We start from the raw sequence: 16,361 nt of genomic DNA on the forward strand, positions 1-16,361 counted from the left end.
GACGTGGGTCGGCGTCTCCCCCAGACGAATCGCTCGAGGGTGACCGATCGGATGACGACTGAACCGATGGATACCGCATCGTTGGACCAGACCGGCAAGCGCACCGCCGCGGCGCGTGTTCTCGCACTGTTCGGCGCCTTCGCCAGTGGCGGCGGCTCGCTGACACTCTCGGAGATCAGCCGCCACGCCGGCCTGACCATGACGACGACGCACCGGCTCGCCAAGGAGGTGCTCGAGTGGGGCGGGCTCGAGCTCGACGACACCGGGCACTACCGGCTCAGTCAGAAGATGCTCGACCTCGTCTCCTCCTCGACGCAGGCCCTGCGCTTGCGTGAGACGGCGGTGCCGCACCTGGTCGAGCTCCACCAGCGGACGGGGCTGACCGTCCACCTGTCCGTGCGTGACGGCAGAAACGTCATGTACCTGGAGTCGTTGCGCAGGCACGAGAACTACACCGGCCAGAACAGGATCGGGGGCCGCCTGCCGCTGCACGCGACCGCGACCGGTCTGGTGCTGCTCGCTTTCAGCGACCAGTCGGTCCTGGACGAGTATCTCAGCGAGCCGCTGAAGGGCTACACGGAGTACACGATCACCGACGCGCCCACCTTGTTGCGCACGCTGCGGGAGATCAGGAAGAACGGTTACTCGATCGCGTCGAAGTTCCTGGGCGAGGGCGCCGGCTCGGTGGCGGCGCCGGTGATGGGTCCTGGCGGCACGGTGGAGACCGCCGTCGGGCTGACCTACAAGGCCGACCGCTGCGACCCGTGCCGGCTAGCCGACCAGGCGCGGGTGACCGCGAACCGGGTCTCGCAGGCGTTGCGGCAGAAGAAGGCCCCACCGGACCCACGGACCGTCAAGTTCAACCGTCGCCACGCGGGGCTGGCCTGAGCAGACCGGAGCGGTCCGGGTCCAGGCCCTCCTCATCCTGAGCCCGCCTGTCCCGAGTCGGCCTGTCCCGAGCCGGCCAGCGCGGCGCCCTGTGCCGGCCTGGCGCACCGCCGCGCGCCCGCCTGGAGGGCGCGTCCGCCGGGTCACCATCGCCGTCGGGCGCCATTTTCCGTGACACGGAAACGGCGTTGTTGCGGCTTTAGGACGTGGCAACCATTGCCCGAAAGCCGGAACACCAGGACGTCACCCACAGGGTTGTGGTCGATCGCAGGCTCACCTCCCCACGGGCCCGCCTGGCGGCTGCGCACCGACGCGGTACGCGCAGGGATTTTCGACGGAGAGATCTCAGTCCTAGAAAGGGGGATCGGATGAAATCGGTGCTGATCCATTACGGCAGACTGGTGGGTTCATCGCTCCTGCTGCTGCTCGTGGTCATCACGATCCTGTTCCTGCTGCTCGAGCTCGCCCCGGGTGACCCGCTGCGTGCGCTGCTCGGTGACGCCCCCGCCTCGGAAGCGTTCCGCGCCCGGATGAGCGCCGAGTTCGGGCTCAACGACCCGATCTGGCAGCGCTACCTCACGTACGTCGGCAACGTCCTGACCGGCAACCTCGGTGAATCGATCGTCAACCGCATGCCGGTGACCGACCTCATCCTCAGCAGGCTGGCGAACACGCTGATCCTCGCCGTGACCACGATGGCGATCTCCACGCCGCTGTGCTTCCTGTTCGGCGCGATCGCCGCGCGCACCCGTCGGCGGTGGCTCGACGGCTTCATCTCCGGCGGCTCGGTCGCCCTCTTCTCCATCCCGAACTTCTGGCTCGGGCTCATGCTCATCACGTTCTTCGCCGTCAACCTCGGCTGGCTCCCGGCGACCGGCAGCAACGCCTACGGCGAGCCGGGAATCGCCCTCGAGTACATGATCCTTCCCGTCCTGTGCATGATCGCGAACGACTTCGCGTTCCGGACCCGCGTCATGCGCTCGTCGACGATCGAGGCGCTGTCGCAGGACTACATCGACACCGCCCGCTCGAAGGGCCTGAGCAGCGACCAGGTGCTGTGGCGACACGGTCTCCCGAACGCGATGCTGCCCATGGTCACGATGATCGGCCTGGGCGTCGGCACGCTGCTCGCCGGGTCGGTGCTCATCGAGCGGGTCTTCGGCTGGCCGGGAATGGGCCTGCTGATGGTGGACGCGATCAACAACAAGGACAACATGGTCGTCCTCGGCGTCGCCATCGTCATGACGGTCACGATCCTGATCGCCAACATCCTGACCGACATCACCTACGGGCTCGTCGACCCGAGGCTCCGGGCGCGCTTCAGCCGGCCAGTGAGGAGTTCGGCATGAGCGCCGTCCAGAACAGCGAGACCGTCGAGACGACCACGGGTGCGCGGCGCACCCCCGGTACGCCGGGTGCGGCACCACCGCGGGAGTCCGCCGCCGGCATCTTCTTCCGCAAGCCGGCCGCGGTGTTCTTCCTCGCCGTGCTGCTGGCGATGATCCTCGTGGCCTTCCTCGGGCCGGTCTTCGCCGGGGACCCCGTCGCCACCGGCAACCCGATCATGCATCCGCCGAGCGCCGAGTATCCCTTCGGCACCGACCATCTGGGCCGTGACTTCCTGGCCCGGGTGCTCCACGGCGGCCGGACGTCGCTGATCGTCGGGTTCTCGGTCGCGGCGCTGTGCATGACGCTCGCCGTCGTGGTCGGCGGCTTCGCCGGGTTCTACGGAGGCGCCATCGACCGGGTGCTCGTCAAGATCGCCGAGTTCTTCCAGGTCATTCCGGGCCTGGTCCTCGCGCTGGTCGCGGCGGCGGTCCTCGGCGCGAACGTGACGATGATCATCGCCATCCTGGCGGTCACGATGTGGCCCGGAGTCGCGAGGATCATGCGGGCGGAGGCGGCCAGGATCGCCCAGCTCGGTTACGTCGAGTCGGCCAAGGCCTCCGGTTTCTCCGGTGTGCGGATCCTTCGGTCGGACGTCCTCCCGAACGCCATGGCGCCCGTCATCGTGACGACGACCATGATGGTCGGCGTCGCGATCCTGGTGGAGTCCGGGCTGTCGTTCCTCGGCATCGGCGACGCCAACCAGCCGACCTGGGGCTCCCTCCTCAACGAGGCGCAGCCCTACCTGAGCCAGGCGTGGTGGCTCGCCCTCATCCCCGGCTTTCTCATCTTCCTCGTGGTGCTCTCCGTGAACATGCTCGGCGACGCCCTCAACGACGCGCTCAACCCGACGATCGGGAGGGTCAAGTGAGTACGACGACACGCACCGGCGAAGTCCGCAGCGAGGCGCCGACGGCAGGGAACGGCGAGGAGACGCCGCTCCTGCAGGTCTCCAATCTGCAGGTCTACCTGCCCACCGGCTCACGCAGCGAGGTCGAGGCGACGAGGTCCGTGTCCCTGAGCGTCCACCGCGGCGAGCGGGTGGGCATCGTGGGAGAGTCCGGCTCGGGCAAGACCGTCACGGGCCGCGCGGCGGCGGGCCTGCTGCCGACCTCGCCGCGGGTCCGGGTGAAGGGCTCGATCAAGTTCGCCGGGCGGGAGATGGTCGGCGCCCCGCCCAAGGCATGGGACGAAGTCCGGGCCAAGACGGTCGGGATGATCTTCCAGGACCCCCTGACCTACCTGAACCCGGTCATGAAGATCGGCACGCAGGTGCGGGAGTCCATCTCGCCCGACCGGCGCGGCCACGACCGTGGGGACGAGGTCCTCCGGTGCCTCTCGCTCGCCGGTCTGGAAGACGTCGGCGAGCTGGCGGAGCGGTTCCCGCACGAGCTCAGCGGCGGGATGCGCCAGCGCGTGCTCATCGCCATCGCGGTCGCCAAGAAGCCCGACCTGCTCGTCGCGGACGAGCCCACCACCGCGTTGGACGCGACCGTCCAGCAGCGGGTGCTGCAGACGCTGGACGAGACCGTCACCGAGCTCGGGACCTCGCTCATCCTCATCTCGCACGACATCGCGGTGGTGTCCGGGATGACCGACCGGATCTACGTCATGTACGACGGCTGCGTCGTCGAGTCCGGTGCCACCCGCGACGTGCTGGAGAACCCGGAGCATCCCTACACACAGGCGCTGCTGCGCAGCGTACGGAGCCTGACGGAGGAGGGGATGGAGCTGTACTCCATACCGGACTCGCTCAGGGCGTCCTGGGCACGAGAGGAGCAGGCCCATGCTTCTTGAGGCGACCAACGTCTCGAAGACGTTCGGTTCCCGGCGCGGCGGAAAGTCGGTTCACGCCGTCGTCGAGGCCAACCTGCGCGCTCGGCCGGGGGATTTCGTGGCGATCGTCGGAGAGAGCGGCAGCGGGAAGAGCACGCTGGCCCGGATGCTGCTCGACCTCGTCCCGGTGAGCTCCGGCAGCGTCACGCTCGACGGCATCGAGGTCGCGCGGATGAAGAAGGGCCAGCGGGACTTCTTCCGGCAGAACGTCCAGGCCGTCCTGCAGGACCCGTCCGGATCCCTCAACCCCCGCAAGAAGGTCGGCAAGATCGTCGGTGAGGTCGTGATCCTGCACCGCATGGCGCGCGGCCGGGAAGCCATCCAGGACAAGGTCGTCGAGGCCCTCGAGCTGGTCGGCATGACCCCCGCCGAGGACTTCCTCGGCCGGTTCCCGCACGAGCTCAGCGGCGGTCAGCGCCAGCGCGTGCTCCTCGCCCGCGCGATCGTGCTGAACCCCCGGATCATCGTTGCGGACGAGGCGGTCTCCGCCCTCGACGCCTCGGTGAAGGCCGGAGTGCTCCAGCTCATGGACGACCTGCGCCGGCGCCTCGGCATCGGTTACGTCTTCATCACCCACGACCTGTCCGTGGTGAAGAAGGTCGCCGAGTACGTCTACGTGATGAAGGCCGGTGAGATCGTCGAGGAGGGCACCAAGGAGAAGATCTTCGGCGGCCCCGAGCACCCCTACACCAAGACGCTGCTGGCCGCGGCTCCCACGCTGACCACCTCGGCCGGCAAGACCACCAGGGTCACGTCGGCCGCCAAGGTGGCCGATGCCGCCTCGGGCGCCTCCACCACGTCGGCCGCCTCCACCACGTCGGCCGCGTCGGCCGCGTCGGCCGCGTCGACCACCGAGACATCCGTCGGCTGAACCCCGATTCTGCGCCCCACGCCGGGCCCCAGGGCCCGTGACACATCGCTACAGAGAGGTAGTTCGACATGCGAGGACAACGCAAGTTCAGAGCAGGGATCGCCGCGGCCGCGGCGTTCATGATCACCGTTGCCGGCTGCACCCTGGGTGACCCGGAGGCCGCCGGCGGCGACGACGGCAGCGGGGGAGGCGGCGACGGCGGCGGCGATGGCGGCGGGGGCACCATCATCATGTCGACCGGGACCGTGCCGCACCTGAACCCGCAGGTCGTCGTCTCGCCGTCGGTGAACCAGGTCGCGGGCACCATGCTCGAGACGTTGGTGATGATGAAGGACAACTACGAGGTCGTGCCCAAGCTCGCCAAGGACTGGGAGTTCAGCGAGGACGGACTCTCGGTGACCCTCCACCTCCAGGAGGGCGTCGAGTGGCACGACGGCGAGCCATTCACCTCCGAGGACGTGCAGTTCAACTTCGAGGAGGTCATGGAGTACCAGTCCTACGGCGCGGGACTGGTGGAGGTCGTCGACTCGGTCGAGACGCCCGACGAGCACACGGTCGTCGTCCACCTGACGGAGCAGTACGGGCCGTTCATGCAGACGCTGACGTCCCAGTACATCCTCCCCAAGCACATCTACGAGGGGACGGACATCCTGACGAATCCGGCGAACAGGAAACCGGTGGGCACCGGGCCGTTCGTCCTCGAGGCCTTCCGGGAGGCCGAAGAGGTCACCGTGACGGCGAACCCCGACTACTGGGGCGGCGACATCCAGCCGGACCGGCTCGTCTTCCCGATCATGACCGACACCAACGCCGCGACGCTCGCGCTGCTCGCGGGCGAGCTCGACATGGGCGGCGCGGGCCAGGGCATGATGGACCAGATCCAGGAGAACCCGGACCTCGAGGTCTCGACCGCCGGGTCCCTGCCGCAGCAGTTCATCTTCACCATGAACACGAAGGTCCCGGAGCTGCAGGACCCCGAGGTCCGACGTCTCGTCTACGCCGCTGCCGACCGGCAGCAGGTGTCCGAGACGGTGCTGCCGGACAACTCCGAGGTGCCTACCTCGATCTTCCCCGAGGCGCTGGCGTGGGCCTCCGACCCCGCCGTCGACTACCGCGAGGAGTTCGCGTACGACGTCGACGCGATCAACGCCGGCCTGGACGAGGCCGGGTACCCGCGCGGCGACGACGGCACCCGCTTCACCCTGCGGGTGCACTTCATGAGCCCCCTGGCCGAGGTCCGGGCGGCCGCGGAGGTCATGAAGGCCTCGATGGCCCAGGTCGGCATCAACCTCAAGCTGGTCGGTGAGCAGACGAACGTCTTCACGGAGCACGTCTACACCGACCGAGAGTTCGACACAGCCATCGTGTGGTCGACCCTCGGCAGCGATCCCAGCATCGGCCTCACCCGCTGGTGGGCGTGCAACCCGGAGAAGGACGCGGCGGAGAACCCGTCGGGCGTCTGCGACGAGGAGATGCAGGCCTCGATCGACGCGGCCATGCACCGCACCGACCAGGAGGAGCGTGCCGAGCACTTCCGGGCCATGCAGGCGCGGGCCAGCGAGCTCATGATCTCCGCGCCGATCGTGTTCCTCCTGCCACAGGATGTCTACAACACGACCCGGTGGTCAGGACTGGCCGGTGACGACCTGGTCGGCATCGACTGGACCGAGGTGGCGCCGGTCGAGTAACGCACCCGACCTCACCCCGCCCCGCCGAGCCATACGGCGCGTGCCTTCGCACCGTCGGGCCGGATGCGCACTTGCCCACCGTGCGTGCCCGGACCGGCGGTGCGAACGCGTACGAGGCGGGAGCGGTGCGGGGCCGTGGCCGAGCCCTTGCGCTGCAGCGGGATCCGGCCCGCGTTCCCGCAGCTTCCCGGACAGTGGAAGCGGCGGCGATCGCGTCGATCCGGGCGCCCCGGCCGCGCGGATTCTCGCCTTCCGGGAGGCGGGAATCACCCTGTGCCCCCGGCAGGCGTGGTGCTTTGCTGACGGCCAAGGTTTGAATTGAGACGAGCTGGAGGCGCGTCATGACAGCACCGGAGACGCTGCTCGATCCGACGGGCATGGACGAGCGGACCACCGACAGCACGCTCGCCCCGCGGCCCGGCACCCTGCGCGGTTTGACCGTCGGGCTGCTGGACAACACCAAGGCCAACGCGACGGCCCTGCTGGAGAACATCGCGCAGGAGCTCCGCCGCGAGCACGGGGCGGGCGAGGCCCGCCTGTACACCAAGGACTACTTCGGGACGCCGGTGAAGCAGGAGCTGCTCGAGCAGATCACCGAGGAGTGCGACGTCGTCATCACCGCCGTCGGGGACTGCGGATCGTGCAGCGCCGCGACCGTGGCCGACGGCGTGCTCTTCGAGCGCGCCGGGGTGCCCACGGTGAGCATCTGCTCCGACTCCTTCCTCATGTCCGGCAGTGCCATGGCAGGCGTCCAGGGTTTCCCCGGCTTCGACTTCCTCACCGTGAAGCACCCGGTGGCGAGCCTCGACGCCGAGCAGATCCACCAGCGCGCCGTCGACGCCGTGCCCGACGTCCTGCGGATCCTCGGCGTGGAGGCCTGACATGAGCGATGTGACGACCGCCCAACCGGCCGAGACCACGCCGTCGGGCGTCCCGACGATCGACCACGACGAGGTCCGCGCCGTGCTGGAGTACTACGCCGAGCGCGGGTGGACCGACGGGCTGCCGGTCATGCCGGTGACCGAGTCCTACCTACGGGAGTTCCTCGCCCGCACCGGTCGTGAGCCGGATGAGGTGCTCCTGGCGATCCCGCACCTGAACCGGGAGCTGACCGTCCGGCTCGCCGCCATCAACGCCGGCCTGGCGGGGTGCCTGCCCGAGTACTTCCCGGTCGTGGTGGCCGCATGGGAGGCCATCGCGCAGGAACCGCACCCGCGCAAGGGCATCTGGCAGAGCACCACCGGCACGGCGCCCTTCACGGTCGTCAACGGGCCGGTCCGCGAGCAGATCGGTCTCAACAGCAAGGGCAACATCTTCGGGTCCGGGTTCCGGGCCAACGCGACGATCGGGCGGGCGATCCGCCTCGCGCTCATCAACGTCTTCGGCCTGCATCCGCACCAGCTGGACCAGGCGACGCAGGGCACGCCCGCGAAGTACACCGCCTGCATCGCCGAGAACGAGGAGGCCAGCCCCTGGGCCCCCCTGCACACCGAGTATGGTCTCGAGCGCGGCGACAACGCGGTCACCGCCTTCGTCATCCGGTCGGTGATGCACATCGAGGCCCGTCACACCCAGCTCCCGGAGCAGCTCGCGCTCGACTTCGCGGACACCATCCGCCGCACCGGCGCGCTGATCCACGAGCACACCAATGCGCTCCTGGTGATCGTCCCCGAGCACGCCCATCTCTTCGCCGACGCCGGCTGGAGCAAGGACGACGTGCGCAACTACGTCGTCGAGCACGCCGTGCGTCCCCGGGCCGAGCTCGCCGCGGTCGGCAAGGACGCTGTCTCCCACCACAGCCGCTGGCGTCTCCCGGCCGACCACCCCGACGCAATTCCCGACGCCGCCAGCGAGGGACCGGACCCGGACACGGTCCCGGTGATGACCGCGCCCAGCTCGGTGCAGATCGTCGTGGCGGGAGCCGACAACGCCGGCGTGTCCGCCGTCGTCGAGATCTTCGGGCTGGCGCCCCGCGAGCGTCCTTCGTCCTTCAGCAAGATAGGAGAGCTGTGATGTCCGAGACGACCGACGGCGCCACCGCCGTGGACGATGCCCTGGAGAAGTTCCGGGACATGCTGGCGAACGATGGCTACCTGCTCAGGTGGTCGACATCCGAGCAGGACGCGGTGGTCGTGACGATCGAGGCCGGCGACGACGCCTGCGAGGACTGCCTGGTACCGCAGTCGGTGATGGAGGCGATGATGTCGGAGGCGCTCAAGCCGACGCCGTACCGCCTCGACCACGTCGTGCTGCCCGCCGAGCACTGACAGCTTCAGCACCGACGAGGCTCGACGGGCACCTGTGCGAGCCGACCGGCAGCTCTTTCGTCCCCGCCTGCCGCTGTGCCCCGGCGGACGGACCGGTGGCCCGGCGCCGGGACCGGTGGCCCGGCGGAGGGACCGGCGGCCCGTGAACGGTGACCGGCGGACCGGGGGCGGTGACCGGCGGACCGGGCGATCCCGTTGATTCTGCCCCTCCCGCACAGCGGGAGCCTGCCTTGTTTGTCCAGGTGTGACTAGGCAAGAGTTCTGCGTGGCCGCGTCAGCAACGATGCGACGGCCTCATCCGACGAAGGAGTGCGATGACATGCCCGCGGCAATGACGAAGCGTCCCAGAAGGCGCATGGCGAAGATCGCAACAGCTTTCCTCTCGGTCGGCGCGCTCGCGCTGAGCGCCTGCTCGAGCGGCGGCGCCGGCGCGGACGGCGACGGCGGAGGCGAAGGTGGAACGGGCGGCGGCGGCGACTCCGGCGAGCTCACTCCCATCACGGTGGTGACGTTCCTGCCCCTCGAGTCGTTCACCTTCGCCCCGGAGATGATGGCGTACTCCGGGGGCTACTTCGAGGACCACGGTCTCGACGTCACCCTCGAGCCCGTCCAGGGCACCGCGGCGACGATCCAGTCGATCATCGGCGGCGCCGGTTTCATCGCCAGGGCAAGCACCACCGACCTCCTGCCCGCCTGGGAGGAAGGGCAGCCGATCGTCGGTGTCGGCACCCAAGCGCGGCAGACGAACCTGCGCATCGCCTCCTCCACGGACAATCCCGTCGAGGAGATGTCGGACCTGGTGGGCGAGACCATCGGCCTGGGCTCCATCGGAGGCACCAGCGAGAGGTCGCTGGACCTGGCGCTTCAGGCCGAGGGCATCCCGCTCGACTCCGTCGAACGCCAGGCCGTCCCGGTCACCGCGGCGACGTTCGAGCTCGTCCGCCGAGGGGAGCTCGCCGGCTACATCGTCAGCCTGGACACGGGGATCACCCTCGCCACGCAGAACGACGACGCCGTCGTCGGCCCGGCGGGGCTCGAGGTCACCCCTGACCTCCAGCTGTACTTCGCGACCCCCGAGAACATCGAGAGCGATCCGGAGACCGTCGAGGCCTTCCTGGCCGCGATGACCGAGGCCACGCAGTTCATGATCGACGACCGGGAGAACAACTTCGACGAGACGCTGCAGATCCTCCGCGAGAGCGGGGACTGGGACTTCCCGGCCCTGCACAACGACGAGGCCGCACGAGCGGCGCTCGAGGTCTACACGACCGAGACCTGGACCGACGACTCGGGCACGCCGATCATGCACACCGATCCCGAGCGGTTCCAGGAGGCGTACGAGGCCCTCACGGAGGGTGGTCTCGTCGAGGGCGGCGAAGACCCGACGCAATGGTTCACCAACGAATACGCGCCCGAGCCGTGAGTCGGACGCGCCCGTCCGACCGGGCGGTTCGACAAGCAGAGCCGGCCGCTGACAGCCCGGACAGAAGGAGGTGGGCATGACCGAGATGCGTGATGCCACGACGTCGGACGTCACAGAGAGCGGCGCCGGGGCCGAGACCCCACGGCTCCGCATCTCGGGAGTCGGCCGCGACTTCCACACCCGGAACGGCGTCACCCACGCGGTCTCCGGCATCGACCTGTCGATCCAGCGCGGAGAGTTCGTCGCCCTCATCGGGCGGTCGGGCTGCGGCAAGACGACGGTGCTGCGCATGGTCGGCGGCCTGCTGCAGCCGACGGCGGGCACGATGGAGGTCGACGGGAAGTCGCTGTGGCGGGACGGGCGGGTCGACTCCTCCGCCGTCACCAAGCTCGGCGTCGTGTTCCAGGAGGCGAACCTGTTCCCCTGGTTCTCGGTTCTCGACAACATCGCGCTGCCGCTGAAGCTCCGCGGCGTCGGGAAGAAGGAACGCCGGGCTCGTGCCGGAGAGCTCGCCGAGCTCGTCGGTCTGACGGGTTTCGAGCAGTCCTACCCGCGTGAGCTCTCCGGCGGCATGCGCCAGCGTGCGGCCATCGCCCGCGCGCTGAGCACCGAGCCCGAGCTGCTGCTCATGGACGAGCCCTTCGGTGCGCTGGACGCGCTGACCCGCGAACGGATGAACCTCGAGCTGCAGCGCATCGTGCTCGACACGTCCTCGACCGTGGTGTTCGTGACCCACGACATCCAGGAGGCGGTGTTCCTGGCCGACCGGGTGGTCCAGATGACGCCGCGGCCGGGCCGGATCAACAAGATCCTCCCGGTCGACTTTCCCAAGCCGCGCGACGTCGAGCTGCAGACCACCCCGGAGTTCAACGAGATCGTGCGAGCGCTCCGGCACGAGCTGGACGAGGAGGAGTGACGTGTTCAAGAACCACCTGAGGATCCTGCCGTGGATCGTCACCCCGTTGCTCGTCGTGGGCATCATCATCATCTGGCAGGTCGTCGTGACCACGCGGGACGTGAACCCGTTGATCTTCCCGCCCCCGCTGGCCGTCGGTGAGGCGCTGGTCGAGCTGGTCCGTGACCCGGCCACGTGGACCGCGGCTCGGGTGACCGTCACCGAGGTGGTCGTCGGCTTCCTCCTGGCGGTCTTCTCCGGGCTGGTGGTGGGCGTCGTGCTGGGCAAGCTCCCGTGGCTCGAGGTCAGCGTCCGGCCGCTGATCGTGATCTCCCAGGTCTCGCCGAAGGTGGCCTTCGTCCCGCTCTTCGTGATCTGGTTCGGCTTCGGGTTCACGTCGAAGATCGTGCTGGCGACGATCCTGGCGTTCTTCCCCGTGATGCTCAACGTGCTGCTCGGGGTCCGCTCGGTCGAGCAGGGGCAGCGCGAGGTGATGCGGAGCCTGAACGCGTCCCGCAAGCAGATGTTCTCGCAGCTCGAGCTGCGCAGCCTGCTGCCCTACCTCTTCGCCGGGATGGAGGTCGGGATCGTCCTGGCCACCATCGGCGCGATCGTCGGCGAGTATCTCGGCGGCAACGACGGTCTCGGCAACGAGGTGGTCTCAGCGATGAACTCCCTCGACGCCGCGCGGACCTTCGCGCTCATCCTGCTGCTCTCGGTCATGGGGCTGGTGCTCTTCCTCGTCGTCAACGAGCTGAAGCGCTTCTTCATCCCGTGGCACGAGTCGGTCTACGGGCTGCAGAACCGTGACGTCTGACCAAACCGTGACGCCTGATGAGGACGCTGCGCGAGGAGCACACATGACTGATTCCGCGGTCCTGACCGCGCCGGTGAGCCAGGTCGGCACCCTGGAGGGAGCGGCGTTCGGACCGTCCTCCTGGCGGGAGATCGGCCAGGACGACGTCGACGTCTTCGCCCGCCTGACCGGCGACGACAACCCGATCCATGTCGATGCCGACGCCGCCGCGAGATCTCCGTACGGCACGCGCATCGCCCACGGCCTGCTGACCCTCAGCTTTGTCGTGCCGATGCTGCGCGAGGTGTTCTCGGTGACCGGCGCGTCGACCGGCATCGTCTACGGCCTGAACCGGGTGCGCTTCCCGGCTGCCGTTCCGGCCGGCGCCCGGGTCCGCATCCGCGGCCAGGTCGCCGAGGTGACCGAGGTCTCCGGTGGCTGGCAGGCCGTGCTCTCGCTGACCTACGAGGTCGAGGGCAACGAGAAGCCGGCCTGCGTGGCCGAGTTCGTCCTGAGGTATTACTCATGAGCGGCAGCAGCAGCAACAGCGCCGACGACGACACCGACCTGGCGGGCCGCGTGGCCGTCGTCACCGGCGCGGGCCGGAGCCTCGGAAAGGCGTACGCGAAGGCGCTCGCCGACGCCGGGGCCGCCGTCGTCGTCAACGACATCGACGGCGACGCCGCGCAGGAGGTGGTCGCGGAGATCACCTCGGCCGGTGGCCGGGCGACGGCGGTCGTCGCCCCCGTCGGCTCCGCGACGACGGCGGACGCCCTGGTGGACGCCGCGCGGTCGACCTTCGGTCGCCTCGACGTCCTTGTCTCGAACGCCGGGGTCCTGCGTGACCGGGTGCTGTGGAAGATGTCCGACGAGGACTTCGACGCGGTGGTCGACACTCACCTCCGAGGCACCTTCACCTGCGGCCGCGCCGCCGCCGTCGCCATGCGAGAGCAGGGAGAGGGCGGCCGCATCATCGTCATCGGCTCCCCGGCGGGCCAGTTCGGCAGCTTCGGGCAGACGAACTACTCGGCGGTCAAGGCGGGTCTGGTCGCGATGACGCGGACGTGGTCGCTCGAGCTCGCACGATTCAGCATCACCGCGAACGTCGTCGTGCCGACGGCGCTGTCGCCGATGACGGCGACCATCCCGGCGTACGCTCAGGTCTACGAGGACTATCTCGCCGGGCGGCCGATCCCGCCGGAGTACCGCAAGGACAGCGCCCTCGGCACGCCCGAGGACGTCGCGCCGCTGATCGTGTGGCTTGCGTCCGAGCGCTCCGCCGACGTCACCGGCCAGGCGATCGGCATCGGTGGTGACCGCCTCACGCTGTACGCCCATCCGCAGGTGCTGGAGAGCGTCGACCACGACGGCGGCTGGTCGGCCGACAGGATCGACGAAGCCTGGCGCGGAGCTCTCGGCGAGCACGCCCAGCCGTCCGGACCGCCGCGCAAGGACACTGCTGGATGAGGCTCGGCCGGTACTCGGACGTGCTCCAGGGCATCGCGGAGGCTTCGCCGGACCGACCGGCGATCGTCAGCCGCGACCGGCGGCTGACCTACCGCCGGCTCGCCGAGGAGGCCGGCGCCGTCGCCCGGTACCTCCAGCAGTGCGGTGTCCGTCCGGGAGACTCGGTCGCCCTCTACTGCTACAACCGGCCGGAGTTCCTGGTCGTCCTGCACGCGTGCCTGGCGACCGGTGTGGCACCGGTGCCGATCAACTTCCGATACCGGGCCACCGAGCTGCGTGACCTGCTGCGCGACTCCGCGGCGCGGGTGCTCGTCCACCCGGCGTCCCTCGGATCCGTCGCGGCAGAGGCGGCCTCCGCGCTCGACCGGCCGCCGGCCCGGCTGCAGCTCGACGACGACGGCACGGAGCCCCCGGCCGGCACGAATCCCCCGGACGGCGAAGCCGCCGCGGCCGTCGCCTACCGCGACGTCGTCGCCGAGCCGGGGGAGCTGCCGGCCACGCCGCCGCCGGGTGGCGAGCTGCGCCTCTACACGGGCGGGACCACCGGTCGACCGAGAGCAGTCGTCTGGGACGCCGACCACCTGCTGGAGGGCAAGCTCTTCTCGATCTACACCCTTGCCGGGCTCGAGGTTCCGGAGACGGTGGAGGAGGCCGTCGCGATCGCCGCCGACGGCACGCCTCGCGTGGCGACGTTGCCGCTGGCGCCCTTCATGCACGGCACCGCGCTGTTCACCTCGCTCAACACGCTCGTCCTCGGCGGCACCGTCATCGTGCACGCCACGCCGCACCTCGATGCCGAGGAGGCGCTGCGGCAGATCCACGACGAAGGAGCCACGCGCCTCGTCCTGGCCGGGGACGCCGTCGCGCTCCCGCTCCTGACGGTCGCCGAGCAGGCACCGGCCGGGCTCGGGCAGGTGCGGTCCGTGCTCAGCTCCGGGATGCGGCTCAGCGACGAGACGAAGCGCCGCCTGCACGCGCTCGCCGAGCTGAGCATCGTCGACCTGCTGGCGGCCACCGAGGGCGGGCCGTTCGCCACCGCCGTCTCCCACGGCGTCGACGACGTGCCGGCCGGGCTGCGGCTCATGGCCGACGCCGCGGTTCTCGACGACGACGATGCCGAGGTGCAGCACCGCGTCGGCGCGCTGGGGCGCCTCGCCTTCCGCGGCGCGCTCCCGAAGGGCTACCTCCGGGACGAGGCGAAGACCCGCGCGGCCTTTCCCGTGATCGGCGGACGGCGCTACGTCGTGCCAGGTGACTGGGTCCGCGTCCTCGACGACGACGGCCACATCGAGCTCCTCGGCCGTGGCAGCGCCGTCGTGAACACCGGCGGGGAGAAGGTCTACCCGGCCGAGGTCGAGCAGGCCCTGCTGGACCACCCGTACGTCGCCGACGCCGTGGTGTTCGGCAGCCCGGACCCCCGGTTCGGCGAGGCCGTCACCGCCGTCGTCGTCTCCGCGGTCGGCGCGTCCATCGGTCTGGACGACCTCGCCGACCACCTCGGCCGGCGCCTCGCCGGCTACAAGAAGCCCCGCCACGTCCTGGTGCGGGACTCGCTGCGGCGCAGCGCGCACGGCAAGGTCGACCTGGCCAGCCTCAAGCAGGAGGCGGCGGCCGAGCTCCTCGAGACCCGGCAGGCGCACCGATGACCGGGTTCGCCGCCACCGACCTGTTCGGCTTCGCCGCCGAGCTGAGCGACGCCGAGCGCGCGAAGCTGGAGAGGCTCGACGCCCTGCTCGACGAGCGCGTGCGGCCCCACCTTTCCGACTGGTGGGAACGCGCCGAGTGCCCGGTGCACCTGCGCGGCGAGCTCGCCCGCCTGCGGCTGGAGGACGACCCCGGCCTGCTCCGGCCCGACGGGACGCTCAGCCCGCACTACGTGGGCTTCCGCCACTTCATGATGGCGCGGTGCGACCTGTCCGTCGCCACCCTCTACGGCGGCCAGGTGGGTATGTTCCGCACGGTGGTGCGCGAGGGCGGCTCCACGGAGCAGCACGCCCGCCTCGACCCGCTCATCGTCTCCTTCGAGCTGACCGGCTGCTTCGCGCTGACCGAACCGGACCACGGCTCGGACGTCGCCGGCGGCCTCGAGACCAGCGCCACGCGCAGCGGCGACACGTGGCGGATCGCCGGGCACAAGCGTTGGATCGGCAACGCGGCGGTCTCCGACGTGATCGTGGTCGTCGCGAAGGACACGGCCGACGGCGCGGCGAAGGCCTTCCTGGTGCCGCGCGAGGCGCCCGGCGTGTCGCTCGACGACATCGGCGGCAAGCTCAGTCTGCGGATGGTCCGCAACGCCGACATCCGGCTGACGGACGTGGCGGTCGAGGAGTCGCAGCGACTCCAGGGCATCGACTCCTTCGCCGACATCGCCGGCATCCTCGCCAGCCTGCGGCCCGTCGTCGCCTGGAACGCGGCCGGCATGCAGGCCGGTGCCTACGAGACAGCCCTTCGCTACGCCCGCGCTCGGCACCAGTTCGGCCGCCCGATCGCGAGCTATCAGCTCGTCCAGGAGAAGCTCGCCCGGATGCTCGGCAACGCGACGGCGTCGCTGGCGATGGCGAGCCGGCTCACCGAGCTGCGCAGCAGGGGAGAGGGTGACGACGAGCACTCGGCGCTGACGAAGGCGTGGGTGAGCGACCGACTCCGGGAGACGGTCGCGCTGGCGCGGGAGATCTGTGGCGGGGAGGGCATCCGCGTCGGATGTGACGTGGCGCGGTACTTCGCCGACGCCGAAGCGGTCTACACGTTCGAAGGAACGCGAGAGATCAACAGCCTCGTCGTCGGACGCGCCGTGACCGGGCTCAGCGCGTTCACCCGCTGAGTGCGCCCCGGCCGTCCGTCGGC

At 69.9% G+C, this 16,361-nt stretch carries 16 protein-coding genes; all 16 read left to right on the plus strand.

The window, feature by feature from the left end; all coding sequences use genetic code 11:
- Positions 1–51 precede the first annotated feature (51 nt).
- On the plus strand, positions 52–888 hold the full coding sequence (locus tag ABD907_RS01350; protein ID WP_345214692.1) for an IclR family transcriptional regulator: 837 nt from the start codon (positions 52–54) through the stop codon (positions 886–888).
- Between the two features lie 401 nt (positions 889–1,289).
- Positions 1,290–2,237: an ABC transporter permease gene (locus tag ABD907_RS01355; protein ID WP_345214693.1), complete on the plus strand. Its 948-nt coding sequence runs from the start codon at positions 1,290–1,292 to the stop codon at positions 2,235–2,237.
- Positions 2,234–3,145, plus strand: coding sequence for an ABC transporter permease (locus tag ABD907_RS01360; RefSeq protein WP_345214694.1), 912 nt, complete (start codon positions 2,234–2,236; stop codon positions 3,143–3,145). The genes ABD907_RS01355 and ABD907_RS01360 overlap by 4 nt, the downstream gene beginning before the upstream one ends.
- The gene (locus ABD907_RS01365) at positions 3,142–4,071 is read left to right on the plus strand and encodes an ABC transporter ATP-binding protein (protein ID WP_345214695.1); all 930 of its coding nucleotides are present in this window, start codon (positions 3,142–3,144) and stop codon (positions 4,069–4,071) included. The genes ABD907_RS01360 and ABD907_RS01365 overlap by 4 nt, the downstream gene beginning before the upstream one ends.
- The gene (locus ABD907_RS01370) at positions 4,061–4,981 is read left to right on the plus strand and encodes an ABC transporter ATP-binding protein (protein WP_345214696.1); all 921 of its coding nucleotides are present in this window, start codon (positions 4,061–4,063) and stop codon (positions 4,979–4,981) included. The genes ABD907_RS01365 and ABD907_RS01370 overlap by 11 nt, the downstream gene beginning before the upstream one ends.
- A 68-nt stretch (positions 4,982–5,049) precedes the next feature.
- Positions 5,050–6,669, plus strand: a complete 1,620-nt coding sequence (locus tag ABD907_RS01375) for an ABC transporter substrate-binding protein (RefSeq protein WP_345214697.1) — start codon at positions 5,050–5,052, stop codon at positions 6,667–6,669.
- 341 nt (positions 6,670–7,010) lie between these two features.
- A complete protein-coding gene (locus ABD907_RS01380; RefSeq protein WP_345214698.1) occupies positions 7,011–7,550 on the plus strand; it encodes a UGSC family (seleno)protein in 540 nt (179 codons plus the stop codon).
- Between the two features lies 1 nt (position 7,551).
- On the plus strand, positions 7,552–8,682 hold the full coding sequence (locus tag ABD907_RS01385) for a hypothetical protein (RefSeq protein ID WP_345214699.1): 1,131 nt from the start codon (positions 7,552–7,554) through the stop codon (positions 8,680–8,682).
- Positions 8,682–8,936: a hypothetical protein gene (locus ABD907_RS01390; RefSeq protein ID WP_345214700.1), complete on the plus strand. Its 255-nt coding sequence runs from the start codon at positions 8,682–8,684 to the stop codon at positions 8,934–8,936. Before ABD907_RS01385 ends, ABD907_RS01390 begins: the two co-directional genes overlap by 1 nt.
- Before the next feature lie 355 nt (positions 8,937–9,291).
- On the plus strand, positions 9,292–10,359 hold the full coding sequence (locus ABD907_RS01395; protein WP_345214701.1) for an ABC transporter substrate-binding protein: 1,068 nt from the start codon (positions 9,292–9,294) through the stop codon (positions 10,357–10,359).
- A 76-nt stretch (positions 10,360–10,435) separates the two neighbouring features.
- Entirely contained in the window at positions 10,436–11,275 is an 840-nt protein-coding gene (locus tag ABD907_RS01400; protein WP_345214702.1) for an ABC transporter ATP-binding protein, read from the plus strand.
- Position 11,276: 1 nt separating this feature from the next.
- Positions 11,277–12,071 carry an ABC transporter permease gene (locus tag ABD907_RS01405; RefSeq protein ID WP_345214703.1) on the plus strand — a complete coding sequence of 265 codons (795 nt, stop codon included), beginning with the start codon at positions 11,277–11,279 and terminating at the stop codon, positions 12,069–12,071.
- Positions 12,072–12,114: 43 nt separating this feature from the next.
- Positions 12,115–12,579, plus strand: a complete 465-nt coding sequence (locus ABD907_RS01410; RefSeq protein ID WP_345214704.1) for a MaoC family dehydratase — start codon at positions 12,115–12,117, stop codon at positions 12,577–12,579.
- Positions 12,576–13,517, plus strand: coding sequence for an SDR family NAD(P)-dependent oxidoreductase (locus tag ABD907_RS01415; RefSeq protein WP_345214705.1), 942 nt, complete (start codon positions 12,576–12,578; stop codon positions 13,515–13,517). Before ABD907_RS01410 ends, ABD907_RS01415 begins: the two co-directional genes overlap by 4 nt.
- The gene (locus tag ABD907_RS01420) at positions 13,514–15,163 is read left to right on the plus strand and encodes an AMP-binding protein (RefSeq protein ID WP_345214706.1); all 1,650 of its coding nucleotides are present in this window, start codon (positions 13,514–13,516) and stop codon (positions 15,161–15,163) included. The genes ABD907_RS01415 and ABD907_RS01420 overlap by 4 nt, the downstream gene beginning before the upstream one ends.
- Positions 15,160–16,338 carry an acyl-CoA dehydrogenase family protein gene (locus ABD907_RS01425; RefSeq protein ID WP_345214707.1) on the plus strand — a complete coding sequence of 393 codons (1,179 nt, stop codon included), beginning with the start codon at positions 15,160–15,162 and terminating at the stop codon, positions 16,336–16,338. Before ABD907_RS01420 ends, ABD907_RS01425 begins: the two co-directional genes overlap by 4 nt.
- The last annotated feature ends 23 nt before the right edge of the window (positions 16,339–16,361 follow it).

This window comes from Georgenia halophila, from assembly GCF_039541595.1.